Origin of the sequence: Novosphingobium sp. 1529 (assembly GCF_040544855.1) — a bacterium.
GTDB classification, from domain to species: Bacteria; Pseudomonadota; Alphaproteobacteria; order Sphingomonadales; family Sphingomonadaceae; genus Novosphingobium; species Novosphingobium capsulatum.
This window is the reverse complement of record NZ_JBEPKW010000001.1, coordinates 679958-706270: the sequence shown is the minus strand read 5'-3', so window position 1 is coordinate 706270 and position 26313 is coordinate 679958. Positions and strand designations below refer to the sequence as shown.

The 26313-nt window shown below is 67.3% G+C and carries 22 protein-coding genes; 16 read left to right on the top strand and 6 right to left on the bottom strand.

Annotated elements, in window-relative coordinates:
* The first annotated feature begins 111 nt into the window (after nt 1-111).
* The 12 genes from ccoN (at nt 112) to ABIC78_RS03075 (ending at nt 13265) form a co-directional block, all read left to right on the top strand.
* Nucleotides 112-1764, top strand: coding sequence for a cytochrome-c oxidase, cbb3-type subunit I (gene ccoN / locus ABIC78_RS03130; RefSeq protein WP_354487785.1), 1653 nt, complete (start codon nt 112-114; stop codon nt 1762-1764).
* Between the two features lie 28 nt (nt 1765-1792).
* Nucleotides 1793-2539, top strand: coding sequence for a cytochrome-c oxidase, cbb3-type subunit II (gene ccoO, locus ABIC78_RS03125; protein WP_022676399.1), 747 nt, complete (start codon nt 1793-1795; stop codon nt 2537-2539).
* A complete protein-coding gene (locus ABIC78_RS03120) occupies nt 2536-2697 on the top strand; it encodes a CcoQ/FixQ family Cbb3-type cytochrome c oxidase assembly chaperone (RefSeq protein ID WP_022676398.1) in 162 nt (53 codons plus the stop codon). The genes ccoO and ABIC78_RS03120 overlap by 4 nt, the downstream gene beginning before the upstream one ends.
* Entirely contained in the window at nt 2690-3616 is a 927-nt protein-coding gene (gene ccoP / locus ABIC78_RS03115) for a cytochrome-c oxidase, cbb3-type subunit III (protein WP_169041142.1), read from the top strand. The genes ABIC78_RS03120 and ccoP overlap by 8 nt, the downstream gene beginning before the upstream one ends.
* 8 nt (nt 3617-3624) lie before the next feature.
* Nucleotides 3625-5133, top strand: coding sequence for a cytochrome c oxidase accessory protein CcoG (ccoG, locus tag ABIC78_RS03110; protein WP_354487782.1), 1509 nt, complete (start codon nt 3625-3627; stop codon nt 5131-5133).
* Nucleotides 5134-5148: 15 nt separating this feature from the next.
* Nucleotides 5149-5646, top strand: a complete 498-nt coding sequence (locus ABIC78_RS03105; protein WP_354487780.1) for a FixH family protein — start codon at nt 5149-5151, stop codon at nt 5644-5646.
* Nucleotides 5643-7793, top strand: coding sequence for a heavy metal translocating P-type ATPase (locus ABIC78_RS03100; RefSeq protein WP_502915620.1), 2151 nt, complete (start codon nt 5643-5645; stop codon nt 7791-7793). Before ABIC78_RS03105 ends, ABIC78_RS03100 begins: the two co-directional genes overlap by 4 nt.
* Nucleotides 7790-7951 carry a cbb3-type cytochrome oxidase assembly protein CcoS gene (ccoS, locus tag ABIC78_RS03095; protein WP_062785522.1) on the top strand — a complete coding sequence of 54 codons (162 nt, stop codon included), beginning with the start codon at nt 7790-7792 and terminating at the stop codon, nt 7949-7951. The genes ABIC78_RS03100 and ccoS overlap by 4 nt, the downstream gene beginning before the upstream one ends.
* Complete coding sequence (locus tag ABIC78_RS03090) at nt 7948-8241, top strand: hypothetical protein (protein ID WP_107716663.1); 294 nt, start codon at nt 7948-7950, stop codon at nt 8239-8241. Before ccoS ends, ABIC78_RS03090 begins: the two co-directional genes overlap by 4 nt.
* Before the next feature lie 52 nt (nt 8242-8293).
* Nucleotides 8294-9634, top strand: coding sequence for an oxygen-independent coproporphyrinogen III oxidase (gene hemN, locus ABIC78_RS03085; protein WP_354488119.1), 1341 nt, complete (start codon nt 8294-8296; stop codon nt 9632-9634).
* A gap of 139 nt (nt 9635-9773) precedes the next feature.
* A complete protein-coding gene (gene eda / locus ABIC78_RS03080; protein ID WP_022674609.1) occupies nt 9774-10391 on the top strand; it encodes a bifunctional 4-hydroxy-2-oxoglutarate aldolase/2-dehydro-3-deoxy-phosphogluconate aldolase in 618 nt (205 codons plus the stop codon).
* A gap of 87 nt (nt 10392-10478) precedes the next feature.
* Nucleotides 10479-13265: a phosphoenolpyruvate carboxylase gene (locus ABIC78_RS03075; RefSeq protein WP_354487777.1), complete on the top strand. Its 2787-nt coding sequence runs from the start codon at nt 10479-10481 to the stop codon at nt 13263-13265.
* A 12-nt stretch (nt 13266-13277) separates the two neighbouring features.
* Here ABIC78_RS03075 and ABIC78_RS03070 read toward each other — a convergent pair whose 3' ends face one another.
* From ABIC78_RS03070 to ABIC78_RS03060, 3 genes are all read right to left on the bottom strand, one after another.
* Nucleotides 13278-15128, bottom strand: coding sequence for an FUSC family protein (locus ABIC78_RS03070; RefSeq protein ID WP_354487775.1), 1851 nt, complete (start codon nt 15126-15128; stop codon nt 13278-13280).
* Between the two features lie 73 nt (nt 15129-15201).
* Nucleotides 15202-16317: a potassium channel family protein gene (locus ABIC78_RS03065; RefSeq protein WP_354487773.1), complete on the bottom strand. Its 1116-nt coding sequence runs from the start codon at nt 16315-16317 to the stop codon at nt 15202-15204.
* Nucleotides 16318-16379: 62 nt separating this feature from the next.
* The gene (locus ABIC78_RS03060) at nt 16380-16967 is read right to left on the bottom strand and encodes a TetR/AcrR family transcriptional regulator (RefSeq protein ID WP_022677308.1); all 588 of its coding nucleotides are present in this window, start codon (nt 16965-16967) and stop codon (nt 16380-16382) included.
* Nucleotides 16968-17147: 180 nt separating this feature from the next.
* On the opposite strand from ABIC78_RS03060, the gene ABIC78_RS03055 reads away from it, so the two are divergent.
* Nucleotides 17148-20576, top strand: a complete 3429-nt coding sequence (locus ABIC78_RS03055; RefSeq protein WP_354487771.1) for an acyl-[ACP]--phospholipid O-acyltransferase — start codon at nt 17148-17150, stop codon at nt 20574-20576.
* A 106-nt stretch (nt 20577-20682) separates the two neighbouring features.
* Entirely contained in the window at nt 20683-21330 is a 648-nt protein-coding gene (locus tag ABIC78_RS03050; protein WP_169049012.1) for a YceI family protein, read from the top strand.
* A 59-nt stretch (nt 21331-21389) separates the two neighbouring features.
* Here ABIC78_RS03050 and ABIC78_RS03045 read toward each other — a convergent pair whose 3' ends face one another.
* The 3 genes from ABIC78_RS03045 to pdeM form a co-directional block, all read right to left on the bottom strand.
* The gene (locus ABIC78_RS03045) at nt 21390-23108 is read right to left on the bottom strand and encodes a hypothetical protein (protein WP_354487769.1); all 1719 of its coding nucleotides are present in this window, start codon (nt 23106-23108) and stop codon (nt 21390-21392) included.
* Between the two features lie 208 nt (nt 23109-23316).
* Complete coding sequence (gene infC / locus ABIC78_RS03040) at nt 23317-23841, bottom strand: translation initiation factor IF-3 (protein ID WP_022677304.1); 525 nt, start codon at nt 23839-23841, stop codon at nt 23317-23319.
* A gap of 143 nt (nt 23842-23984) precedes the next feature.
* Entirely contained in the window at nt 23985-24692 is a 708-nt protein-coding gene (pdeM, locus tag ABIC78_RS03035) for a ligase-associated DNA damage response endonuclease PdeM (protein WP_354487766.1), read from the bottom strand.
* 74 nt (nt 24693-24766) lie between these two features.
* On the opposite strand from pdeM, the gene hemF reads away from it, so the two are divergent.
* Together hemF and ABIC78_RS03025 are read left to right on the top strand one after the other, a co-directional pair.
* Nucleotides 24767-25630, top strand: a complete 864-nt coding sequence (gene hemF / locus ABIC78_RS03030; RefSeq protein WP_169041149.1) for an oxygen-dependent coproporphyrinogen oxidase — start codon at nt 24767-24769, stop codon at nt 25628-25630.
* A gap of 4 nt (nt 25631-25634) precedes the next feature.
* Complete coding sequence (locus ABIC78_RS03025; protein WP_354487764.1) at nt 25635-26264, top strand: GNAT family N-acetyltransferase; 630 nt, start codon at nt 25635-25637, stop codon at nt 26262-26264.
* Nucleotides 26265-26313: the final 49 nt, after the last annotated feature.

The following is a 26313-nucleotide window of genomic DNA, read 5'->3' as shown; positions in this document are numbered from 1 at the left end:
AAGTTCCCAACAATTCGTTCACCGCACAGGTTATTTGACTCGTATCAATGTGAAAGACCGGCAATCGGCGCAGGGGCACAATCTGTAGTTTGGCATGGAAGGGAAGGGTCCATGGAACAGGTTCTGTTGCGCGCCGGCCTATGGTTTGGCGCGCTTGTCCTGGCGGTGGTTGCCTGTGCTCTGGCAGTTGACCAGGGTTTTGCGATTCATATGGCGATCTTCGGGATCGCCGCCGCCATCGCGCTGTGGGTTACCATCAGCGGCAAGAACGTCGACAATGCAGTGCGCGGCATCCTGCGCATGCCCGATCAGGGCCGCTATGACGACGATGTGATTCGCTGGGGCGTCATCGCCACGGTTTTCTGGGGCATTGCCGGATTTACCGCCGGCCTGTGGATCGCGCTGGAGCTGACCTGGCCCCAGCTCAACCTCGGGCTGGAGTGGATCAACTTCGGCCGCCTGCGCCCGCTGCACACCTCGGCGGTCATTTTCGCTTTCGGAGGCAATGCGCTGATCGCCACGTCGTTCTACGTCGTGCAGCGCACCTGCCGGGCGAGGCTGGCCTTCCCCGGCCTCGCCCGTTTCGTGTTCTGGGGTTATCAGCTGTTCATCGTCATCGCGGCGACCGGTTATCTGCTGGGCATTACCCAGGGCAAGGAATATGCCGAACCGGAATGGTACACCGACCTGTGGCTGACCATCGTCTGGGTGGCCTATCTGGCGGTCTTCGTCGGCACGATCATCAAGCGCCATGAGCCGCACATCTATGTGGCCAACTGGTTCTACCTCTCGTTCATCCTGACCGTGGCGATGCTGCACATCGTCAACAACCTCAACATTCCCGTCAGCCTGTTCGGATCACGGTCCTACCCGGTCTTTGCCGGGGTGCAGGGGGCGCTGGTGCAGTGGTGGTATGGCCACAACGCCGTGGGCTTCTTCCTGACCGCCGGTTTCCTGGGCATGATGTATTACTTCGTGCCCAAGCAGGCCGAACGCCCGGTCTATTCCTATCGGCTGTCGATCATCCACTTCTGGGCGCTGATCTTCCTCTATATCTGGGCTGGCCCGCACCACCTGCACTATACCGCGCTGCCCGATTGGGCGCAGACGCTGGGCATGGTCTTCTCGGTCATGCTGTGGATGCCGAGCTGGGGCGGCATGATCAACGGCCTGATGACGCTCAATGGCGCTTGGGACAAGATCCGCACCGACCCGATCATGCGCATGCTGGTGATGAGCCTGGCTTTTTACGGCATGAGCACGTTCGAAGGCCCGATGATGAGCGTGAAGAGCGTCAACTCGCTCTCGCACTATACCGACTGGACCATCGGCCACGTGCATTCCGGCGCGCTCGGCTGGAACGGTATGGTGACATTCGGCGCGCTCTATTACCTCGTGCCGCGCCTGTGGAACCGCGAGCGGCTCTATTCGCTGCGCATGGTCAACTGGCACTTCTGGTGCGCCACGCTGGGCATCGTGTTCTATGCCGCCTCGATGTGGGTGGCGGGGATCACCCAAGGGCTGATGTGGCGCGAATACGGGCCTGACGGCTATCTGGTGAACAGCTTTGCCGAAACCGTGGCTGCGCTGCACCCGATGTATGCCCTGCGTGCCTTTGGTGGCCTGCTCTACCTGAGCGGTGGGGTGATCATGGTGATCAACATCACCAAGACGATCCTGGGCCAGTATCGCACCGAAGCCCCCATGCACGATGCCGCATTCGATCCCGCCAAGGATCGCCCCATCGTGGCCCAGCCGGCCTGACCGCCCGCGAGATAAGGAAACTCGAACAATGTCCAGCATTGTTGAGCGTCACAAGACGCTGGAGCGCAATGTCACCCTGCTGGCAGTCCTTGCCTTTGCCGCGGTGACGATCGGCGGGATCGTGGAAATCGCCCCGCTGTTCTGGATCGACAACACCATCGAGAAGGTGGAGGGGATGCGCCCCTACACCCCGCTGGAGCAGGCCGGCCGCGACATCTACGTGCGCGAGGGCTGCTATGTCTGCCATAGCCAGATGATCCGCCCGTTCCGCGACGAGACCGAACGCTATGGCCATTACAGCCTGGCGGCGGAATCGATGTACGATCACCCGTTCCAGTGGGGATCGAAGCGCACCGGGCCGGACCTGGCCCGCGTGGGCGGCAAGTATTCGGATGAATGGCATGTCCAGCATCTGAAAGACCCGCGCTCGGTCGTGCCGGAATCGATCATGCCGACCTATCAGTTCCTGGCCGGGCGCCCGCTCAACCAGGGCGACATGACGGCAGAGCTGCAAACGCTCTACACCACCGGCGTTCCCTATACGAAGGACCAGATCGCCAAGGCCAACGACGACCTCAAGGCCCAGGCCGACCCGGAAAACGCCACCGAGTTCAAGAAGCGCTGGCCCAAGGCCCAGGTGCGCGACTTCGATGGCGATCCCACCAAGCTGACGGAGATGGATGCGCTGGTCGCCTATCTCCAGATGCTGGGCACGTTGGTGGATGTGAATGCGCCTGCTGCCCAGGAAGACCTGGCCAAGGAGAAGGGGCGATGAGCACGTATGACGCGCTGCGCCATTTTGCCGACAGCTGGGCGCTGGTGGTGATGGGCGCGATTTTCCTGGCCCTGTGCATCTGGCCGTTCCGCCGCGGGGGCAAGTCCTCCGGCAGGGAAGCGGCCAACTCGATCTTCACGGAGGATCACGATGGCTGACAAGCGCATCGACGAGCCCACCGGCGTTGAAACCGTCGGACACGAATGGGACGGCATCGAAGAACTCAACACGCCCTTGCCGCGCTGGTGGCTGTGGACGTTTTACGCCACGATCGTTTTCGCGATCGGCTATGTGGTGGTCTATCCGGCTATCCCCGGCCGCCATGCGGCAACCGCGGGCACGCTGGGCTGGACCAGCCGTGGCGCGCTGGACAAGGACCTGAAGGCGGCCGACGCCGCCCGGGCCCAGACCCGCGCGGCGATTGCGGCGACGCCGGTGGAAAAACTGGCGGACAATCCGCAACTGCTGCGCGCCGCGATCGAGGGCGGGGCTGCCGCGTTCAAGCAGAACTGCGTGCAGTGCCATGGCGCGGGCGCGGCCGGCTCCAAGGGCTATCCCAACCTCAACGATGACGACTGGCTGTGGGGCGGCGATATCGCCACGATCCACCAGACGCTGGAACACGGCATCCGCTATCCCGGTGACGAGCAGACCCGCGTGAGCCAGATGCCCGCATTTGGCAAGGATGGCATCCTGACCGCCGCCCAGGTGCAGGACGTGGTCAGCCACGTGCGCGTGATCAGCGGGCAGGACAAGCCCAATGCTTCGTCCACGCGCGGTGCCCAGATCTTTGCCGACAACTGCAGCGTGTGCCACGGCGCCAATGGCGAGGGTAACCGCACGGTGGGCGCGCCGCGCCTCAATGACAAGATCTGGCTCTATGGTGGCGATCGCGCCACGCTGACGCAGACCGTCACCTATGCCCGCCAGGGCGTGATGCCGGCATGGGGACAGCGGCTGGACCCGGTCACCATCAAGATGCTGGCCGCCTACGTCCACTCGCGCGGGGGCGGGGAAGCCCTTCCACCTGCAGCGCCTGAGGCGCCGGCAACGGCCGCCGTTGCCCAAGCAAGGTAACCCAGACCATGCCCGCTGATCCCAAGCTCAAGCTGGTAGCCTCCACCCCCGCGCCGCAAGGCGGGGGTGGGGCACCCCACGAACCATCGCTCTATGCCCGGCGCGAACCTGTTTGCCCGAGCAAGATCGATGGGCGGTTCCGGCGCTTCAAATGGGCCGTCATGGCGTTTTGCCTGGCAGTCTATTGGGGCACGCCGTGGCTGCGCTGGGATCGCGGGCCCTGGGCGCCTCACCAGGCGGTGCTGATCGACCTGGCACATCGCCGGTTCTACATGTTCGGCATCGAAATCTGGCCGCACGAGTTCTATTTCGTGGCCGGGCTATTGATCATGGCGGGCATCGGCCTGTTCCTGGTCACATCGGCGGTGGGCCGGGCGTGGTGCGGCTATGCCTGCCCGCAGACGGTGTGGACCGATCTGTTCCAGCATGTTGACCGCCTGATCGATGGCGATCGCAACGCGCAGCTGGCGCTGGACCGCGCGCCGTGGACGGCGCGCAAGGTGACCAAGCGTGTGGCCAAGTGGGCCATATTCTTGGGCCTGAGCTTTGCCACCGGCGGGGCGTGGATTTTCTATTTCGCCGACGCGCCCACGCTCCAGCGCGAATTCTGGACCGGCACTGCGCCGGGCGTCGCCTATGGCTGCGTCGCCGTGCTCACGTTCACCACGTTCTGGCTGGGCGGATTCATGCGCGAGCAGGTGTGCGTCTATATGTGCCCCTGGCCACGCATCCAGTCGGCCATGCTCGACGAAAAGTCGCTGATCGTAACCTACAAGGATTGGCGTGGCGAGCCGCGCGGGTCGCTCAAGCAGGCCAAGCGCCTGCCTGGCGCAGTGGGCGACTGCATCGACTGCAAGCAGTGCGTGGCGGTGTGCCCCACCGGGATCGACATTCGCGAAGGCGCGCAGATTGGCTGCATCACCTGCGGCCTGTGCATCGATGCCTGCGACCGGGTGATGGGCCAGGTCGGCCGCGCGCGCGGCCTCATTGACTATTGCACGCTCGATGATGCCGAACACGAGCGGCGCGGCGGGGCCGCCAAGCCGTTGATCCGCGCGATCTTCCGCCCGCGCACGCTGGTCTACCTGGGCCTGTGGGGTGGGATCGGTCTGGCGCTGCTGTTCATGCTGGGCCAGCGCACCCGGCTCGACCTGTCGGTCGCGCGCGATCGCAACCCTGAATTCGTCCAGCTTTCCAACGGTTCGGTGCGCAATGGCTTCACCGTCAAGCTGCGCAACATGGAAGACCGGCCGCGCCAGGTCGTGCTGTCGCTCGATGGCTTGCCGCAAGGCGCGATCTATAGCGACGAGATGGACGCAGCCGCGGCGCGGCCCGCGCTGGGCTTCACCGTGCCGGCCGATACCACGCAGCGCCTGCGCATCTATGCCGTGGTGCCCGGCGGCGCCGCGCGCGAGCGGCATTTCACCTTCCGCCTCTCTGCCCAGGCCCGGCCCGGTGAACAGCCGGCGCAAGATGCCGTGAAAACCGAATTTTCCGCCCCCGGCGACACCGACTAGCAAGGAGCACAGCCGATGACCCAGCATCGTCTTCCGCAGGATGCCATGCCCGTTACACGCGTGGCCCGCCCGTTTACTGGCCGCCATATGGCCGCGATCCTGATCACGTTCTTTGGCGTGGTCATCATCGTCAACGTGGTCATGGCGCGGCTTGCCCTGTCAACGTTCGGCGGGGTGGTGGTGGAAAATTCCTATGTCGCCAGTCAGAACTTCAACCGCTGGCTGGGCGAGGCACGCAGCGAAAAGGCACTGGGCTTTGCCGGCAGCATCGCGCGCGACGAGACTGGCGCGCTCGCCGTGGTGCTGAACGATGCGCAGGGCCGTGCGATTGCCGGGGCGGCGGTGACCGCGCTGGCCGAACATCCGCTGGGCCTGCGTGATGACCTGGCGCTCAGCCTGAAAGAAACGGCGCCGGGCCATTATCGCGCCGCGCTGCCTGGCGGGCGCTGGCGCATCAAGCTCAAGGTCATGCAGCATGGCGCCACATGGCGCATGATGGGCGACGTGGGATGACCCGCGCCGCCCAGACCCTGGCGCCGGCCGATGCCATGGCACCGGCACCGCTGCACACCGCGTTGTCGGTGCCGGGCATGCATTGCGGCGGCTGCATGGGCAAGGTGGAGCAGGCGCTGGCCGCCGTGCCCGGCGTGGTCGCCGCGCGCGCCAATCTCACTGCGCGCAGCGTCGGCGTCGATCACGTGGCGGGGGTGGCCGTGCCCGATCTGGTGGCGGCGCTGGCGGCCACCGGCTTTGCCGCGCAGCCGCGCGCCACGGTGCTGGAACAGGCGCCTTCTGCCGTGCGGCCACTGCTGGCACCGCTGGCCGTGGCGGCGTTTGCCTGCATGAACGTGATGCTGCTGTCGGTCAGCGTGTGGTCGGGGGCCGATGGCGCGACGCGCGATCTGTTCCACTGGCTTTCGGCGCTGATCGGGGTGCCGGCGATTGCCTATGCCGGACGGCCGTTCTTTGCCTCGGCATGGGGCGCCTTGAAGCACGGGCGCACCAACATGGATGTGCCGATCTCCATCGGCGTGACGCTGGCCACCGCGCTGTCGTTCTATGAAACCGTGACTCACGGGGCAGAGGCGTGGTTCGATGGCACGCTGATGTTGTTGCTGTTCCTGCTGGCCGGGCGCGCGCTGGATGCGATGATGCGCGATCGCGCGCGGGCCGGGGTGGATGCCCTGCTGCGCCAGGCCGCGCCGGGGGCCATGGTGGTGGCCGCCGATGGCACGCCCGCTTGGCTGGCGGCAACAGACCTGGCGCCGGGCATGATCATGCGCGTGGCCGCCGGAGAGCGGCTGGCTGCCGATGGTGTGATCCTGCGCGGGGCGAGCCGGCTCGACCGTTCGCTGCTGACCGGTGAAAGCGCTGCCGTTGCCGCCAAGGTGGGTGACCTGGTGCTGGCCGGCACGCTGAATGAAGAGGCGCCGCTCGACGTGGAAGTGCGCGCGATCGGCGAGGATACCGCCCTGGCCGAGATCGCCCGCCTGATGGAGACGGCCGGTCAATCACGCTCGCGCTATGTGCGGATCGCCGATCGGGCTTCGCGCCTCTATGCCCCGGCGGTGCACAGCCTTGCGGCGCTGACCTTTGTCGGCTGGATGCTGGCCGGAGCCGGGCTGTACAAGGCGCTGGTGATTGCCATCGCCGTGCTGATCATCACCTGCCCCTGCGCGCTGGGGCTGGCGGTGCCGGTGGCGCAGGTGGTCGCGGCGGGCGCGCTGATGAAGCGTGGCGTGCTGATCAAGGACGGCTCGGCGCTGGAACGGCTGGCCGAAGTGAACCGCATGCTGATCGACAAGACCGGCACGCTGACCCTGGGGCGCCCGGTGCCCGACGCCAGCGCACTCGATGCCTTGACGCCACAGGAAGCCGGCGTCGCGCTGGCGCTGGCCAGCCACAGCCGCCATCCGCTGTCGCTGGGCCTGGCTGAGGCTTTGGCCGCGCGCGGGGTAAAGGCGGCGCCGCTCAGCGAGGTGGAGGAAGTGCCCGGACGCGGGGTGACCGCGCTGTGGCAGGGCATTGCCGTGTCGCTGGGCCGGCCATCCTCGCCCGCCGGCGGCATGGCGGCGGCGCTGGCGCTGGGGGCTGATCCCGTGCGCCTGATCGGCTTTGCCGACTGCCTGCGGCCCGATGCCCAGGCCGCGCTGGCGGCCCTGCGGCGTCAGGGGCTGGAAGCCTCGATCCTGTCGGGCGACAATGCCCAGGCGGTGGCCCATGTGGCGCGGGAAACCGGATTGACCGCGCAGGCCAGTGCCTCTCCGCAAGACAAGCATGACGCGATCGCGCGGCTGACGGCCGGCGGGCGCCGGGTGCTGATGGTGGGCGATGGGCTCAACGATGGCCCGGCGCTGGCGGCGGCCCATGCCTCGATCGCGCCGGGCACGGCCAGCGACGTGGGGCGCCAGGCCGCTGACGTGGTCTTTACCGGCACCTCGCTCATGGCGCTGCCGCGCTGCGTTGCCATGGCCCGCGCCACGATGCGGGTGGTGCGCCAGAACTTTGCCCTGGCGATTGCCTATAACCTCCTTGCCGTGCCGCTGGCGATGGCGGGGCTGGTTACGCCACTGATCGCGGCGGTCGCGATGTCGACCTCCTCGCTGATCGTCGTGGCCAATTCCCTGCGGCTGTCGTGGGTGGGGAGAGACGTGGCATGACCTCTATCGCGGTTCTCATTCCGATCGCGCTGGGCATGGGCCTGATCGGGCTTTGCGCGTTTTTCTGGGCCCTGCGGCGCGGGCAGTTCGTCGACCTGGATGGCGCGGCGGCGCGCATCCTGATCGACGAGGCCGACGAAGCGGATCGGCAGCCATGACCCGGCGCGGCCGCCTGTGGCTGGTCACGCCGGCCTGCGCGCTGGCGGTGCTGCGGCTGGTGCTGCCGGCACCCGCGCTGGCGCAGGTGGGCGGTGGCAGTGCCTTTGCCGTGCCGATCTGCGGCGAGGCGGGCCATGTCCTGGTGATCCGCATTCCCGGCCAAGGCCAGCAGCGCAAGCCCCAGGGCGATGGCACCGCGCCGTGTTGCGCGATTTGCCATAGCGCAATGCGCAAGCGCGCCACGGGCGATAGCTGCTGTGGCGAGGAGGACGATGACGATGTCGCTTGAAGCAGGCCCAGCTGCCCAGATGAACACCGCCGTTGCCGCGATTGCCGGGGCGATGCCGCCGCAATCGGGCGAGCGATTCGATGATTGGACCTGGTATCCCGAACTGCTGGCGCGGCCGGTGCCGCGCTATACCAGCTATCCCACAGCGGCCGAATTTGCCGACGCCGATCTGGCCGATGCGCAAGCGCGGGCGCTGGGCCTGCTGCGCGGGCCGGTCTCGCTCTATCTGCATATCCCCTATTGCCAGGAAATCTGCTGGTATTGCGGCTGCAACACCGGTGCTGCCAACCGCAGCCAGCGCCTTGCCGCCTATCTCGGCGCGCTTCACCGCGAGATCGAGATGGTGGCCCAGCTGATCGGGCCGCAGGCGCGGATCACGCGGATCGCCTTTGGCGGGGGCAGCCCCAACGCAATTTCACCCACCGATTTCGTGCGGCTGATCGATACGCTCACGCTCAATTTCCGCCTGGCGCGCCCGGTCATCTCGCTTGAACTCGATCCGCGCAGCCTCATGCCGCAATGGTTCACCGCGATCGCCGGGATCGGCGTGATCAAAGCGAGCCTGGGCGTGCAGACTTTCGATCCGCGCGTGCAGGCGGCGATCGGCCGCGTGCAGCCGCAGGACGACATTGCCCGCGCGATGGATGGCCTGCGCGGGGCCGGGGTGGATTCGATCAATTTCGACCTGATGTATGGTCTGCCCCATCAGGACGAGGCCGTGCTCGACCAGACGCTCGACACCGCCATTGCCATGGCGCCCGATCGCGTTGCGCTGTTCGGCTATGCCCATGTGCCGCACGTGGTGCCGCGCCAGCGGCGGATCGACGTGGCCGCGCTGCCGGGCCAGCGCACCCGCTTTGCCATGGCCGCGCAAGGATCGGCGCGGCTACGCGCGGCGGGCTATGACGCGATCGGGTTCGATCACTTTGCCCTGCCGGATGATGACCTGGCCAAGTCACGCCGCAATGGCACGCTGCGCCGCAACTTCCAGGGCTTTACCGACGATAGCGCCGGCGCGCTGATCGGCCTTGGCGCCTCGTCGGTCGGGGTCTTTCCCGGCCTGCTGGTGCAAAACGAAAAGAATGCCGGGCGCTATCGCCAGCAGCTGGAAAGCGGGCGCCTTGCTGGCACGCGCGGCGTGGTCCAGACGGTGCAGGACCAGCGCCGCGCGGCGGTGATCGAGACGCTGCTGTGCCAGGAGGCGGTAGACCTGCCGGCCGACCTGCTGGACGAAGCGCGCGACGGCCTGGCGCCGTTCGTGGCCCGCGGCCTGGCACGTATCGAGGGGCAGCGCCTGGTCCTGGCACCACACAGCGCGCCCTATCACCGCTCCATCGCCGTGCTGTTCGATGCCTATCGCGGCGGCGGGCACCAGTTCAGTTCTGCGGTGTGACTGAAACACGGGGCAGCCAAGCCGCTGGCGCGGTTTTTGCCACACTTTGAGGAAATAGCTATGCGCCCGGTCTGTTAGCGGGTGCACAACCGCGCGTTGAGGGGCTAGGCTTTTCTCCTGCCAAATGCGGGGAGAGTTCATGAAGCCGATCGAAGCCATCATGCGCACGGCGCCTGTCATTCCGGTGCTGGTGATCGATGATGTGGCCCATGCCCTGCCGGTCGCCCGCGCCCTGGTGGCCGGCGGCTTGCGCGTTCTGGAAGTCACGCTGCGCACGCCTGCCGCGCTCGAGGCGATTACGGCGATGAAAAGCGTTGAAGGCGCCATCGTCGGCGCCGGCACGGTGACCAATCCCGATGAACTCAAGGCCGCGATCGACGCCGGCGCCGAGTTCATCGTGTCGCCCGGCCTTACTGATCGCCTGGGCCAGGCGGCGGTGGATGCGGGTATTCCGTTCCTGCCCGGCACGGCCTGCGCCGCCGATATCATGCGCGGCCTTGACCTGGGGCTGACGCATTTCAAGTTCTTCCCGGCGTCCACCTCGGGCGGGTTGCCTGCGCTCAAGGCGCTGGCCGCGCCGTTCTATCAGGCGCGCTTCTGCCCCACCGGCGGGATCAGCGCGGCAACTGCCCCCGAATGGCTGGCGTTTGATCGCGTGCTGTGCGTGGGCGGCAGCTGGGTCGTGCCCAAGGGCGCGCCGGACGAGGCCGAGATCGAGCGCCTGGCGCACGAGGCCTCGGCCCTCGCGAAGGGCTGAGGGGCCCAGGCGCGGGTGGCGGGCAGGAAAGTTCGCTCGACAGGAAAGCCGGATGGCGCAGCAAGGCCAGCAGGGGGGAAACGGCAGATGAAGACCGTCGCAAAGCTTAGGGACCGTTTGCGCAAGCTGCATGAACGGACGTCTGAAACGCCGCTGTTCAATCCGGTTTTCCAGCTGAGCCACGATCTGTCGCGCGATCTGGAAACCGGCGCCCTGTCGCTCGACGACATGGAAGGCCTGGTGGCCGAGCTGGAATGCGAGGCCTTGCAAAGCCGCGCTGGACGCCTGCGCCGCTTGGTGGCGCCCACCGATCCGCAGGAAAACCTGTCACGCATCGCGGCCCTGCTGGACGAGGAAGACGGCTTCAGCCAGTTCCGCGCCCGCTGGGAAAAGCCGCTGCTGCACGGCGTGTTTACCGCCCATCCCACGTTCCTGCTCAACCCGGCGCAGGCCGATGCCGTGGCCACCGCCGCGCTGGCCGACGATCCGCTGGCCTCCACGGTCTGCGCGCTGCCGGCCCACGGCCCCAAGATCACGCTGGAATTCGAACACCTTGAGGTGTGCAACGCGATCGAGCGGGCCGGCCGCGCGCGCGACCGCATCAACGCCACGCTGCTCTCGCACGCCCGCCAGCGCTGGCCGGGCCGCTGGCTCGATTTCCGCCCGCTGCCGTTCCGCTTTGCCACCTGGGTCGGCTATGACATGGATGGCCGCACCGACATCGGCTGGCACACCTCGATCGCGTTCCGCCTGCGCGAAAAGGCACGGCGCCTGGGCACCTATCGTGCCAGCCTGGCTGGCCTGGCGCCCGATCATGCGCTGATCGCCACGCTTGATGCGGCGCAGATCCATGCCTCTGACATGGCGGAGCTGTTTTCCCGCCCGCTCGATACGCCCGAAGCGCTGGCCGCTGCCGCCAACCGCATGACGGCCGACGATCCGGCCAAGCTGCTGAGCCTGACGCCGCTGATCGAGACGCTCGAAGCCGATGCGGCCGGGGCCGAGGATGGCGATCTGGCGGTGGGCCTGGCCACCCTGGCCGGCGCCATGCGCGCCGATGGCCTGGGCATGGGGTGGATCCACTTCCGCGTGAATTCCTCGCAGCTTCACAATGCCTTGCGCCGCCGGATTGACCCGGAAGGCACGCTCGACATCGCCAGCAAGAGCGCGATCTCGCGGCTGCGCGAGCTGCTGGCCGAGGTCAAGCCGCTGCGCGTCAACTTTGCCGCGCTGGCGATCGAGACCAGCACCGCGATCCGCCAGTTCCTGGCGATGGCGCAGATCCTGCACCATATCGATGCCGATGCGCCGATCCGCATGCTGATCGCCGAATGCGAACAGCCGCAGACCGTGCTGGCCGCGCTCTATTTCGCCAAGCTGTTCGGCATCGATGACAAGGTCGACGTTTCGCCCTTGTTCGAAACCGAAACCGCGCTGGAACATGGCGGCCGCTTCCTCGAAGCGCTGCTGGCCGAAGAAGCCTATCGCGATTACGTGCGCCGCCGCGGCCGCGTGTCGATCCAGACCGGCTTTTCCGACGCCGGGCGCTTTATCGGCCAGCTGCCGGCCGCGCTCGCGATCGAGCGCCTGCAAGGCCGCCTGGCTGAAGCGATGACCAACAACGGGCTGGCCGATGTGGCCGCCCTGGTGTTTGACACCCACGGCGAATCCATGGGGCGCGGCGCGCATCCCGCCGGCTTTGCCGATCGCCTGACCTGGCCGCTCAGCCGCTGGGCGCGCCGCCGCTTTGCCAAGGCGGGCATCGCGCTGGAAGCCGAAGCCAGTTTCCAAGGCGGCGATGGCTATCTGTTCTTCCGCAACGACGAACTGGCGCTGGCCACGCTGGCCCGCATCGCCGAAGCCGAAGTGGCGTTCACGGCGCCGGCATCGCGCGATCCGTTCTATGATCGCACCGATCTCAGCCTCGATTTCTATCGCGCGATCCGCCGCGTGCAGCGCGATCACCTGAAAAGCGCGACTTATGCCCGCGCGGTGACCGCGTTCGGCCTGGGCATGCTGACGCCCACGGGCAGCCGCGTCTCGCGCCGCCAGTCCGACATTTCGGCTGACCGCTCGATGAGCCTGCGCCAGATCCGCGCGATCCCGCACAACGCCATCCTGCAGCAGATCGGCTATCCGGTGAACGTGATCGCCGGCGCGGGCACGGCGGCTGGTGACGAGATGGAGGCGATTGCCGAACTCCTCGGCCAGTCTGACCGGGGCAACCAACTGGTGCGCCTGCTGCGCGCGGCCAATGGCCTGGCCTCGATCAAGACGGTGGCCGCCTATGGCGAGCTGTTCAATTCCGCCTATTGGGCCAGCCGGCCCTATCGCGGCACTGAAACCGCGCTGGAAGCAGCGTGCATGGCCCTGGCCGAATACCTGACCAAGGACGATCGTTCGGGCGTGTTCCGCCGCCTGACCTCGCGCCTGCGGGTGGACTGGATGAAGCTGCACCGCCTGCTCGCGTTGGTGCCGGGCATGCCCTCCGGGCGCGATCCGGTGGTCGATGCCGAGCGGCGCAATATCGGCCTGCTACAGGCCGTGCGCCTGTCGCTGCTGATGCACATGTTCCTGCGCGCGGTGCAGGTGCCGCCGTTCTCCCGTTCCAACGACGTGAGCCGCGACGACGTGCTGGAAATGGTGCTGTCGCTGCGCGTGGACGATGCACTGGCGCAGTTGCGCCGGGCCTATCCGGTGGCGATGCCGCACGTGGCCGATTTCAGCGTGGACGAGCCGAGCGACTTTCCCGATCATGAGGGCGAAGATTATGGCGCGATCCGCGCCCGCTTCATCGACCCGATCGAGCGGGCCCACGCGCTCAACCTGCGCGTGGCCGTGGCCGTGGCCAACTACTTCGGCGCCCACGGCTAAGCCGCGCAGAGCTTAAACGCTGCGGTTTTCGCCCAGGCGGCGGTGCCAGGCCATCGCCGCCGCGCCCGCCAGCATGCGCAAGGTGCCCAGTCCCTGGGCATGGGCCATCGCGCCGCTGGTGCGGTTGATCAGGCCACCCAGATCGTGCAGCGCGGTTTCGGCCTCGATGCTGGCGAGGCCAGCCGCTCGACGCACCGTTTCGATCTCGGCAAAGGGGCGGGCGGCGCTGACCGCGTCGAAATAGGCGCGGTTGGCGGCAATGCCTTCGGCGATGCGCCCGGGCAAGGACGCGCCGAAATCGGGCCACAGCAGGAAGACCGCGAGCAGGGCCGCCAGGCTGCCGATGACATTGTCGATCATCCGCGCCGCGGCAATGCCTTCGCCGGGATGGAGCATGGCCGTGACAATCACGAACAGCATCGTCAGGAACACGACGAACACGGTATAATTCACCGCGCGCAGGGCAATCGCCACGCCGGCCAGCAGCGTGGCGAGGCAGGCGAGTGGCACGGTTTCCGCCCCGCCGAGCAGCAGCAGGGCCGAGGCGAAGAGCCCGCCCAGCACACTGCCCAAAATGCGTTCGAGGCAGCGCGCCCAGGTGACGCGAACCCCGCCTTGCAGGACGACGACGACCGCCATCGCTGCCCAATAGGGATAGCCCAGTCCAAAGGTGAGCGCGGCGGCATAGACCGCCACCAGCCCGGCGGTCTGCCGCAGGGCCTGTTGCACCGCCGCGCGCGACAGGGGGCGGGCGCGCAGCACACCGCCCGCTGACGGCAGCGGTGCGGCGGGTGGGACGGGGGCGGCAAAGGCCTGGGCCATGGCCAGGGTGCAGCCGGCGCATAGGTCATCGCGCAGCCCGCAGGCCAGGGCGTGCAGGCGGCGCAGTGCCCAGGGCAGGGCGGCAGGTTCCGCGATGCCGGGCGGCATGGCGCGGTCGTGCATCCAGGCGAGCAGCGCGGTGCGGCAGGCCCGCGCCACGGCCAGCCGCTCGCGCGCCGCACCGACCTGCTCGATAAAGCCCTGGTCCAGTGCGATCAGCGCGCCAAACAGGGTTTCGGCCGTGGCCAGCGCCTGGTGATGGGGGGCAAGGCCGGTGGTCTGTACGGCATAGCGATCGAGCAGGCTGCGCAGCCGCTCTACCGCCAGGCGCACGGTGCGGCGATGCTCGGCATGTTCGCTGTGCCAGGCGCCATCGCGGTGCGGGCCCTCACCCAGGCTGACGAGGCTTTCGGCCATGTCGAGCAGGCGCACGATCACGGCATCGCTGGCGCGCACCAGCGGGCGCAGCGCATCGATCGGCCAGAGCAGCGTGATCAGCAGAAAGGCCCATGTCGCCCCGGCGAGAAAGGCCAAGGCCTGCGCGCCGGCGAGGTGCAGCCCCTGCGGAAAGCCCACGGCGACCACTGCCACCACGCCGAGCAGCGTGCCGAGCAACCCGCCATAGGCAATGCGCCCGCAGGCCAGCAGCACGGCAAACACCAGGATGGGCCCCAATAGCAGTCCCGCCATGGGCCAGAGCGCGGCGAGCGCACTGCCGGCAAAGGCCATGGCCGTGCCCGCGCCCAGGAACGTGCCCAGCATGCGCCGCCGCACCGCATCGGGTGCCGGGGCATCGCACAGGCAGGTCCAGAATGCCGCGAAGACCGACCAGCCCAGCACGGATAGCCCGCTGGCCAGAGCCAGCGTCAGCGGCGCGCCCACCGCCAGCGCGGCGCGCAGCCCCTCGGCCAGGTCGAAATGCTCGGGGACAAGCCCGAACGAGCGCAGTTCGAGCCGCCGTGCCACCCAGCGCAGCATGCTGTCGGGGCGGCGCCTCATGACTGGCCGCGTGGCAAGAGGGGCGGGGGCGGGATCGGACATGGCAGAGCCGCGCTCCTGCCCAGCGCCACGGGGCGCAGCAATTGCCATTCTTGCATTCGCAGTTGCGCCGCGTTCATCGCACCAGGGTGCGGCCGTGCTTCACCGGTCGGGCCGGAGCGTGGAACACGGCGCCAGCCGAAAGGCGGCTGCCGCGCACGACCAGCAGGATGCGGTCGCCGGCCTCGATCCGCACGTCTTCGCCGGGGTGCTGGATCTGCTGGCCACCGGCGCGATCGATCTGGACGATGAAATAGGCGCCGTTGCCGCGCCGCTCTGCCTCGCCCACGCTGGCGCCGGTCAGCGCGCCCTTGGCCGGGCAGGTCACCACTTCCAGGTCCAGCCCGAAATCGTGCAGCTTGCGCTTTACATCGCCCATCGGGCTGTTTTCCCCCATCGCCGCACCGGTGGCGGGATAGAGGATCAACTCGGTGATGCGCTCGGCCCCGATGTGGGTGGGCAGCACGACCTTGTCTGCGCCGGCGTGGAACAGCTTGCTTTCGGTGGACGGCGCCTCGCCCCGGGCGATGATCTGCACGGCGGGATTGAGATTGCGGGCCGAGAGGGTGATGAACACGTTGGCGGCATCGTCGGGTAGCACCGTGGCCAGAACCTTGGCCCGGGTGATGCCGGCTTCCTTGAGCGTTTCTTCCAGCGTCGCCTCTCCCACCAGGGTCAGGCAGCCATGGCTGCGCGCTTCTTCGGCCTTGGCGGGGGAGCGTTCCAGCACGAGGAACGGGTGGCCTGCTTCGGCCAGGGCCTTGGCCAGTTGCACGCCGATGCGGCCATAACCGCAGATGATGGTGTGCCCGTTCAGACGTTCGATTTCGGTGTGCATGCGATCAAGCCCCAGAAGGCGGCGGAACTGGAACAGGGTGAAGACCTGGACGAGCGCGCCGGTCAGCACGATCATCCCGGTGCAGCCCAGCACGATCGTCATCGTCGTCCACAGCCGCAGGAACGTGCCATCGATCGGCCGCACTTCGCCATAGCCGACCGAAAAGATCGTCAGCAGCACCATGTAGGCGGCATCGCCCAGCGGCCAGCCGGCGCGGACATAGCCCATCGTCGACACCGCAAACAGCGCCACGACATAAAGCAGCGTGCCCGCCAGCAGCCGCAAAGGTGAACCCAGCACGCTGTTGGCGCCATGCGAGAATGCCGATTCGCTGCCCTGCCTGATGTCTGCCATTGCCCCCGTCCGGCCTGGAGTGTGGCGGGCGATCATGGTGCTGTCCAGCGCGCGGGCGCCACTCAGTGCGCGCTGATGGCGTCTTCCACGCGGGCGAGGGCGGCAGCAAGCGGATCGGTTTCACCCAGCAGGCGGAACGTGCCGTTGAGCGCGAAGAAGCAGTGACCGTGCACCGTTGCCAAGAGCGAGCGCGCCAAGGGCTGGGCCTCTGCCCGCCGGGCGGGGGGCAGGGCGGCGGCCACTTCGCGCACCACGACATCGGTGATCGCGGTGACGCGGGCGGTGTAATCGGGTGGCGGCACCTCGTTTTCCGGCAGGCGGAAATCGTAGAGCGCGGTCCAGGCGTGGCGATGGTGGCTGGCAAAATCGAAATAGGCGGCGATCGCCTGGGCCAGGCGGTTTTCGCTTTGCCCCGCCAGCCGATCTTCCAGCGCGGCGCGCCACAGATCGAGCGTGTGGCCATTGATGGCCAGCATCAGCGCATCCAGGCTGCCCATGACGTTGTAGATCGTACCAATCGAATAGCCGATGCGCTTGGCCACCTCGCGCGCGGAAAAGCGGGCAAAGCCCACTTCGGAAAGCTGGCGATGCCCCTCGCGCACGATCATGGCGTGCAGCTCTTCGCGGGTATGATCTGATCGGCGGCCCATGCCGACTGCTTTAACCGAGAAAATGAACACCGTCTAATTATTTAATTGAACGATGTATAATTCTGTGGGAGGTACTGGGCCACCGCCGGTGAGTCGCGGCGTGAACGGGTAACATTCGGCAATCCTTAAGCTGTTGCCGGCCAAGCACGGGCCGGGGCAGCGCAGACGGGGTAAAGGCGCATGGCGAAATCTGATATCGGGCTGTTGGGCACACGCCGGTTCGGGCCGATTTTCGTGGTGCAGTTCCTGGGCGCGTTCAACGACAACCTGTTGAAATTCGCGCTGCTGTTTCTGGCCAACTTCGGCCTCTACGCCGCCGCGCCCGACAAGGCCAAGATGCTGGCGGCAGTGGCCACCGGCCTGTTCATCCTGCCCTATTTCCTGTTTTCCGCGCTGGCCGGGCAACTGGCCGATGGCATGGACAAGGCGCGCCTGGTGCGCTGGATAAAGGGGGCCGAACTTGCGATAATGGCGGTGGCCATGGCCGGTTTCTGGCTGCTCTCGGTGCCGCTGCTGCTGGCCGCGCTGTTCCTGATGGGGCTGCATTCCACGCTGTTTGGCCCGGTCAAGTATTCGATCCTGCCCCAGCATTTGCGCGGGGACGAGATCATGGGCGGCACCGGCCTGATCGAGGGCGGCACGTTCCTGGCCATTCTTGGCGGGCAATTGCTGGCCGGGGTGATGCCCTCGCATCTGGCGGGCTTGGCGCTGACCGCGCTGGCGCTGGTGGGCTTCCTGGCGAGCCTGGCCGTGCCGGCGGCGCCCGCAGGCCGCTCGGTCGAGCGGCTGGACTGGAACCTGTGGCGCGGCACCATGGCCATTCTCGACGATGCCCGCGCCATTCGCCCGGTGTGGGGCGCGATCCTGGGCACCAGCTGGTTCTTTGCCGCCGGCGCCGTGCTGGTTTCGGAATTTGCCCCGCTGGTCAGCGGCACGCTGGCGGCGCGCCAAGACGTTGCCACGCTGTTCCTGATTGTGTTCTCGCTGGCGATCGCGGCCGGTTCGGTCTGCGTCAACCTGCTGCTCAAGGGCGAAGTATCGGCGCGGTGGGTGCCGCTTTCCGCGCTGGGCCTGGCGGCCGGACTGATCGACCTGTGGATTGCCGCCAGCGGCTTTTCGGTGGAAGTGGCCGGTGCCTCGATCGGGCAGTTCCTGGCGACCGACGGGGCCTGGCACATTCTGATTGACCTGGGCGTGATCGCCTTTTCCGGCGGCATGTTCATCGTGCCGCTGTACGCCATCATCCAGGTGAAAAGCCCGGTGGAGCAGTGCTCGCGCCTGATCGCGGCCAACAACGTGGTCAATGCCGCGCTCACCGTGGCGGTGGTGCTGGTCGTGGCTGGCCTGCTGGCGCTGGGCGTGGACGTGCCCGATCTGATCGGCGTGCTGGGCTTTGCCACGCTCGCCGTGGCGCTGGCCAGCGTGTGGCTGCTGCCCGAAACGCTGTTCAAGGACGTGATCCGCCTGACGCTCAAGGTGCTCTATCGCGTAGAGGTGCAGGGCCTTGAACACATGCCGCGCGCGGGCGAGGGGGCGGTGGTGGTGGTCAACCACCTGTCGTTCCTGGATGGCGTGCTGCTCGGCGCGTTCCTGCCGGGCAAGCCAACCTTTGCCGTCCACACCGCGATCGCCAAGTCTTGGTGGATCCAGCCGTTCCTCAAGCTGTTCAAGGCCTTTCCGGTCGATCCCACCAATCCCATGGCGGCCAAGGCGATGGTGCGCACGGTGCGCGATGGCGCGTGCCTGGTGATCTTTCCCGAAGGCCGCATCACGGTGACCGGCGCCTTGATGAAAGTGTTCGACGGGCCGGGGATGGTGGCCGACAAGGCCAATGCGCCGATCATCCCGGTGCGCCTGGATGGCCCGCAGTTCTCGCCGTTTTCCTATCTCAAGGGCAAAGTAAAGCTGCGCTGGTTCCCCAAGGTTTCGCTCACCGTGCTGCCGCCGCGCCGCTTTGCCATCGACGGTGAGATGACGGCGCGCGCCCGCCGGGCCGAGGCAGGCCGCCGCCTCTATGACGAGATGAGCGGCATGATCTTTGCCACGTCAGACACGCAGACCACGCTGTTTGCCGCCCTGGCCGAGGCGCGCCGCCTGCATGGCGGCAAGACCCGCGTGCTCGAAGACATCAAGCGCGTGGCGCTCAGCTATGACAAGCTGCTGGTGGGCGCTGGCCTCCTCGGCAAGCGGTTGGACCAGGGCACGGCCGTGGGCGAGGCGGTGGGCCTTCTGATGCCCAACGTCAACGGCGCGATGGCGGCGTTCTTTGCCCTGCAGGCGATCGGCCGCGTGCCGGCAATGCTCAATTTCACCGTGGGCGCGGCGGCCATGCGTTCGGCCTGTGCCACGGCGGCGGTGCGCACGGTGGTGACAGCGCGCGCGTTCGTGGCCCAGGCCAAGCTGGAAGAGGTGATTGCCGCGCTGGAAAGCGATGGCATCACCGTGCGCTATCTCGAGGATATCGGGGCCACCATCGGCGCGGGCGAAAAGCTCTGGGCGCTGTTGCGGGTTGGCCGGCTGGCCCGCGCCCATGCGCGGCGGCGGATCGATGCGGACGCGGCGGCGGTGATTCTGTTCACCAGCGGGTCGGAAGGGCTGCCCAAGGGCGTCGTGCTGTCGCACCGCAACCTGCTGGCCAACTGTGCCCAGCTTTCGGCGCGGATCGATTTCAACAGTGCCGATGTGGTGCTCAACGCGCTGCCGGTGTTCCACTCGTTCGGGCTGACCGGCGGCACGCTGCTGCCGCTGCTTAACGGCATTCGCGTGGTGATGTATCCCAGCCCGCTGCACTATCGCATCGTGCCGGCGCTCGCCTATGACGCCAATGCCACGATCATGTTCGGCACCGATACGTTCCTGGCCGGCTATGCCCGCATGGCCCATACCTATGATTTCTATGCGCTGCGCTATGTCTTTGCCGGGGCGGAAAAGGTGAAGGACGAAACCCGGCGTACCTGGGCCGACAAGTTCGGCCTGCGCATCCTTGAAGGCTATGGCGCCACCGAGTGTGCGCCGGTGATCGCGGTCAACACGCCGATGCACTTCCGCGCCGGCACCGTCGGCCGCCTGCTGCCCGGGATCGAGACGCGACTGGAGCCGGTGCCCGGCATTGCCGAAGGGGCGCGCCTTTATGTGCGCGGGCCCAATGTCATGGCTGGCTATTTCCTGCCCGCGCAGCCTGCCGCGTTGCAACCGCCAGCGGATGGTTGGCACGATACCGGCGATATCGTCACCATCGATGCCGAAGGATTCGTCACCATTCGCGGCCGGGCCAAGCGCTTTGCCAAGATCGGCGGCGAGATGGTGTCCTTGCCGGCGGTGGAGGCGCTGGCGGGCGGGCTGTGGCCGCAGGGTTCCCATGCCGTGGTCACTCGCCCCGATGCGCGCAAGGGAGAGCAACTGGTGCTGTTCACCACCCAGGCCGATGCCACCTTGCGCGCCTTGCAGCAGTGGGGGCGGCAACAAGGCGCGGCAGAGTTGGCCATTCCGCGCGAAATCCGCGTGCTGGAGGCTTTGCCGGTGCTGGGAACGGGCAAGGTGGATTACGTAACGCTGGGCGAATGGGCCGTGCAGGGGGCGGCGCTGTCAGAGGATGAGGAGCACGTCTGAATATGGCGCCGCCGGCCTTGCCTGCCGGCCGGTGCATACATCAGGCAGTCAGGATGGCTTTGGCACAGCCACGGGCCATCCACCCCCGCTGGGAGAAGCATGTGCCATGACGTGCCGCAATCGCATTGCCCTTGTCCTGGCCCTTGCCAGTTCCGCCGCAGTGTTGCCCGGCAGCCTGGCGCTGGCCCAAGCACCTGCCGCCGCCGTGGCTGCCCCGGCCTTGCCGGCCATGCTGCAAAGCCTGCCAGCCGGGCGCTATGTCGTCGACCCGGCGCAGACGGTGGCGCGGTTCAAAGTGCGCTATCTGGGCGTCAACCATGTGGAGGGCACCGTGCCCGGCGCCAGTGGCACGATCATGCTCGATCCGGCCAACCTCGAAACCATGGCGCTCGACGTGGTGATGCCCGCCACGGCCATCGCCACGCAAGACGGCACGTTTGACGATGAACTCAAAGGCCCCGGCCTGTTCGACGTGGCGCATTATCCCACGATCCGCTTTCTGGGCCGCAGGCTGGTGCCGACCGGACCGAACGCCGCGCGGATCGAGGGGGAAGTGACGATGCACGGCGTCACCCGCCCCTTGCTGCTCGATGCGACCTTTGCCGATCCGGCAGGCGCCGCGCCCGGTGCGGGCCTCGCGGTCAATGCTTCGGGCGTGGTACACCGCTCCGAATTCGGGATGACCAAATTTGCCCCGTTCGTGAGTGACGACGTGCGCATCACGATCACCGCCGTGCTCAACCGCGCCGGCTAGGCCCTGCTAGCCCTGCGCGCAGCGCCGGTGGGGCGGCTGCGGCAGGGCTAGCAAGGGGGTCAACCCGGGTGGCCGCCCTCGTGGTGGGCGCGGGCGGCCATGGCGCGTTCCTGTTCGGCCTGATGCTGCGCGGCCATTTGCGCCTGGTGCTGGGCCTGTGCCTGGGCACGCTGCGCCTGCATCTGCTGGGCGCGGGCCATAGCTTCCTCGCGATGCTGCGCCGCTTGCGCCTGCGCCTGTTCGCGGGCCTGGGCTTGGGCCTGGCGTTGCTGGGCCATTTCCTGCGCGCGCTGCTGCTGCATCTGCCGCTGCTGCGCTTGCTGTGCCATGGCGCGTTGTTGGGCCTGGGCGTGCTCAGCCTGCATTGCCTGCGCGCGCTGGGCTTGCTCTTGCGCCCGTTGCGCCTGGGCTTGGGCACGCTGGGCCTGCGCCGCAGCCTGATGCTGTGCGGCCATCTGCTGTTCCTGCGCGCGACGGGCCTGCTGCTGTTGCATCATCTGCGCGCGCTGGTTTGCCGCGCGGGCGGCTGCCTGTTGCTGGGCCTGCTGCTGGGCCATGCGCTGCATCTGTGCGTGCTGCATCGCTGCCTGCTGCATCGAGGCATGTTGCATGGCCGCTTGCTGCGCGCGCTGTTGCGCCACCTGCATCTGGGCGCGCTGCATGGCGGCCTGCTGCGACTGCTGTTGCGCGCGCTGTTGTGCAAAGAGCTGCTGCTGCTGGCGCTGCTGCATGAACTGCTGTTGCTGTTGCTGCATCGCTGCCTGCTGGCGCGCGCGCTGGAATGCGGCCTGCTGGGCCATGGCCTGTTGCTGCTGGGCAAAGGCCGCCTGCTGGCGCTGCTGCTCCTGCCGCTGGCGATCGTTGCCGAACCAGTTGGAGAACCAGCCATACGGCCGCTGCTGCGGCGGGGGCGGTGGCGGGCTATAGACCACCGGGCGCGGCGGGGGCGCCATGAAGCCAACCTGCTGCCACGCGGCAAACTGCTGTGCTTCCATCGCGCGGCGCTGGGCTTCCTGTTGCCACTGCGCGCGCTCCTGCGCCTCGTGTTCCTGGTGATAGGCCTGCCATTCGGCCTGCTGGGCCATGTCTTGCGACCACTGCGCCTGCTGCGCCGCGATTTCCGCGCGGCGCGCGGCCCAGTTGGCGGCAATCACGCCGCGATGCTCGCGCTCTTGCGACAGCTGCGCCAGATAGGCCGCGCGATCATAATAGCGCGAGGCGTAATCGACGCGAGTTTCATAATCGTCGGGCGGCAGCAGATCGCCGCGATCGTCATAGACGGCAACCAGCTGTGGCCCCGAATAGGCATAGCTGTATTGCGGATCGCGCACGAGGTAGGGCGTATCGGAATCCGCCTGGTAGTAATAATAGCGATAGCCGCCATCGACCGGCTCGGCATAGCGGCGATCGCCCAGGCTGGTCTGCCACACCCAGGGATTTACCCCGCCATCGTCATAGGAATAATCCGGCGGGGCATCGCCGATCGCGCGGGTCACCCCTTCGGCGCGATCGAGATAGGCATAGGCATCGCGCTGGTTGGCGACGCGCGCCACGCGCACCCGGTTCTGGATCGGCAGGGCCTGTACCGCTGGGGCCGGGGCCATGGCCGTGGCCGCGCCGGCCTGCAGCGGCACCGCCGCGGGCAGCGCGGGCAGGCCATTGCTGGCCTGGGCGGATGGATCAGCGTCGGGTGTGGAGGCGGAATGGTTGCAGGCGGCAACGCCCAGGGCCAACGCGCTGGCCGCGGCGATGCTTATCGTCTTGCGAAATGTCAGCATGGCGTGTCACTTTCGTTGCGCGTCCCGGCATAACCCATGGGCGGCCTTGCCTGAACCGGCGGTGGCGGCCCTGTTCATCGCCGCCTAACGCACGCCTGCCTGTCATGATCCGCAACAAATCCTGCGTTGCTGCCACGAAAATCGCGCCCACGAAAAAGGGCGCACCCGGCGGGCGCGCCCTTTTTCATCAAGCCGAGGCTGGAACGGTTCAGCCCTTGGGGGCGAGCACCATCAGCATCTGGCGGCCTTCCATGCGGGGGAAGGCTTCGATCTTGGCGATTTCGGCCACATCTTCCTGCACGCGCTTGAGCAGGTTCATGCCCAGCTGCTGATGCGAAAGCTCGCGGCCACGGAAACGCAGCGTCACCTTCACCTTGTCGCCATCCTCGATGAAGCGATGCACGTTGCGCATCTTCACGTCATAGTCGTGATCATCGATATTCGGACGCATCTTGATCTCCTTGATCTCCTGCGTCTTCTGGCTCTTGCGGGCAAGGTTGGCCTTTTTCTGCGCCTCGTAGCGGAACTTGCCCACGTCGAGGAACTTGCACACCGGCGGATCGGCGTTGGGCGAGACTTCAACCAGGTCCAAGCCGACTTCGGCTGCCTGGTCGATCGCTTCACGCGTGTACATCACGCCAAGATTCTCGCCGTTTTCATCGATCACGCGCACCTTGGGCACGTTGATCATCTGGTTGAAGCGAGGGCCGCTCTTGACGGGGGGCGCCAACATGCGCCGGGGTGGGGGAGCTATAGTGCTATCTCCTGATGTTGATCCGGGTGCGAGTCATGGAAAGGACTCAAGGCGCGCTCATATCACAACAGCGCCGCAGATAAAGAGCCTTCGGGCATATCTGGGCGGCCGGGCGCCTGCTTTCAAGCCGCAGCGGCCTGCCATAGTGGGAAATGGGCCACACGCGCCGCCGTGGGCACCAGCGCGGTAATGCTGCGCGCCGGTTGCATCGCCTTGAGCAGCGCGGGATGCGCGGCATCCAGGCCCCCGGTCAGCGCGCCGAACGCGGGCAGGATCAGCTTGCGCTCGCTCATCACCGCGCAAGGCCGGCTGACCGTGCGGCCACGCGCCGCCACGCGCAGGCGCGGGTGAAAGTGGCCCGACAGTTCCGGTGCGGCTTCCTGCCCATGCGCCTCGTGCCGCAGCATCACGCCGCGCACCATCACCTCGCGCAGCATCGTGCCGCCGATCAGGTCATCGGCCGGGGCACCGTCTTTCTCGTCATGGTTTCCGGTGATCCACACCCAGTCCACTACGCGCACCAGCGCGGCCAGCCGCTCTGCCGCGCCAGGGTCAAGCCGCGTCGGGCCATGGGCATCGTGGAAATTGTCGCCCAGGCAGAACACCCGCCGCGCCCCGGTATGCCGCACCAGCGTGGCCAGCCGATCGAGCGTTTCGCGGCTGTCATAGGGGGGCAGCATCTGCCCGGTGCGCGCAAACCAGCTGGCCTTTTCCAGGTGAAGATCGGCCACCAGCAGGGCCTGCTCCTCTGGCCAGGCCAGCGCCCGCGCCGGGCCGAGCAGCCACTCCTGGCCGGCAAACTGAAAGGGGGCGAACGAAAGGGGAACCATGCCTTCCCCTTGCCGCAGGCCCGCCGATTTGGCAAGCGGTTGGCTTGGGCGCTGGCTGGCCCATGGGAGATGGCATGACCGACTGGACACCCCACACCGCACGCGCCCGCGCCTGGTTCGAATCGCTGCGCGACCAGATCTGTGCCGCATTCGAAAGCATCGAGCGCGAGGCCGGCAGCGACGCCCGCTTTACCTATACCCCATGGAACCGCGAGCACGAGGGCGAGCCGGTGGAAAACGGCGGCGGCGGCGTGCAGGGCCTGATGAAAGGCAAGGTGTTCGAAAAGGTCGGCGTCAACGTCTCCACCGTGCAGGGCGCGTTCAGCCCGGAATTTGCCCGCACCATCAACGGCGCCGATCCCGATAATCCGGGCTTTACCGCCACCGGCATCAGCCTGGTAGCGCACATGGCCAATCCGCATGTGCCCGCCGTGCACATGAACACCCGCTTCCTCACTACGCGCAAGGCCTGGTTCGGCGGTGGCGGCGATCTCAATCCGCCGCTGCCCTATGACCAGGATACTGCCGATTTCCACGCCCGCTTCCAGGCGGCCTGCGACGCGCACGATCCGGCCTATTACCCGCGCTTCAAGGCCTGGGCCGATGACTATTTCTATATCCCCCACCGCAAGGTGCACCGCGGCGTGGGCGGCATTTTCTACGATCACCTCGAATGCGCCGACGACGCCGGGTTCGACGCCAACCTGGCCTTTACCCAGGCGGTGGGCGAGGCATTCCTCGACATCTATCCGCGCCTGGTGCGGCGGCGGATGAACCAGGATTTCACCGCGGCAGACGAATTGCAGATGCTGGAATGGCGCGGCCGCTATGCCGAATTCAACCTGGTGCACGATCGCGGCACACTGTTCGGCCTCAAGACCGGCGGCAATATCGACGCCATCCTGATGAGCCTGCCGCCCCGCGCGGTGTGGAGCTGACGCCATGGCCATTGCCGAAACGGGCGCCCCGCTGGCCAGCGGGTTTCACGCCCTGGCGCCGGGCGACCTGGCGGCGGTGGTAACCGCGCTCGAGATGCGCAGCCCGCCGCCCAGCCTCAAACGCCTGGTGCCCGAGGCCGACGTGCCGCTGCAATTGGTGCGCTGGAAAGCGCCAGACCCGGCCAAGTACCGCCTGCTCTATCGCCGCGTTGGCGCCAAATGGCTGTGGTGGTCGCGCCTGGCGCTGGACGACGCGGCGCTCACCGCGATCGTCCACGATCCCCAGGTCGAAGTCTATGCCGTGGCCGACCGCGCCGGGGTGGAAGTGGGCATGCTGGAGCTGGATTTCCGCCAGGCCGGCGAAGCGGAAATCGCCTTCTTCGGCCTGATCCCCGGCGCCACCGGCAAAGGCTTCGGCAAATGGCTGATGCGCCGCGCCCTGCAAAAGGCCTGGAGCCACGACAGCGTGGCGCGGGTGTGGGTGCACACCTGCACGCTGGACGGTCACCAGGCGCTGCCGTTCTACATGGCGCAGGGGTTCGTGCCTTACGCGCGCTTCGTCGAAGTCTTCCCCGACCCGCGCGGGCGGGGGCTGCTTGGGGATGAGGCGCCGCAGGTGCCGGTTTTGGGGTGAGGGACTGGGAATTCGATAGGCTACCCCCGGAATTCACTGTCCCCGGAAT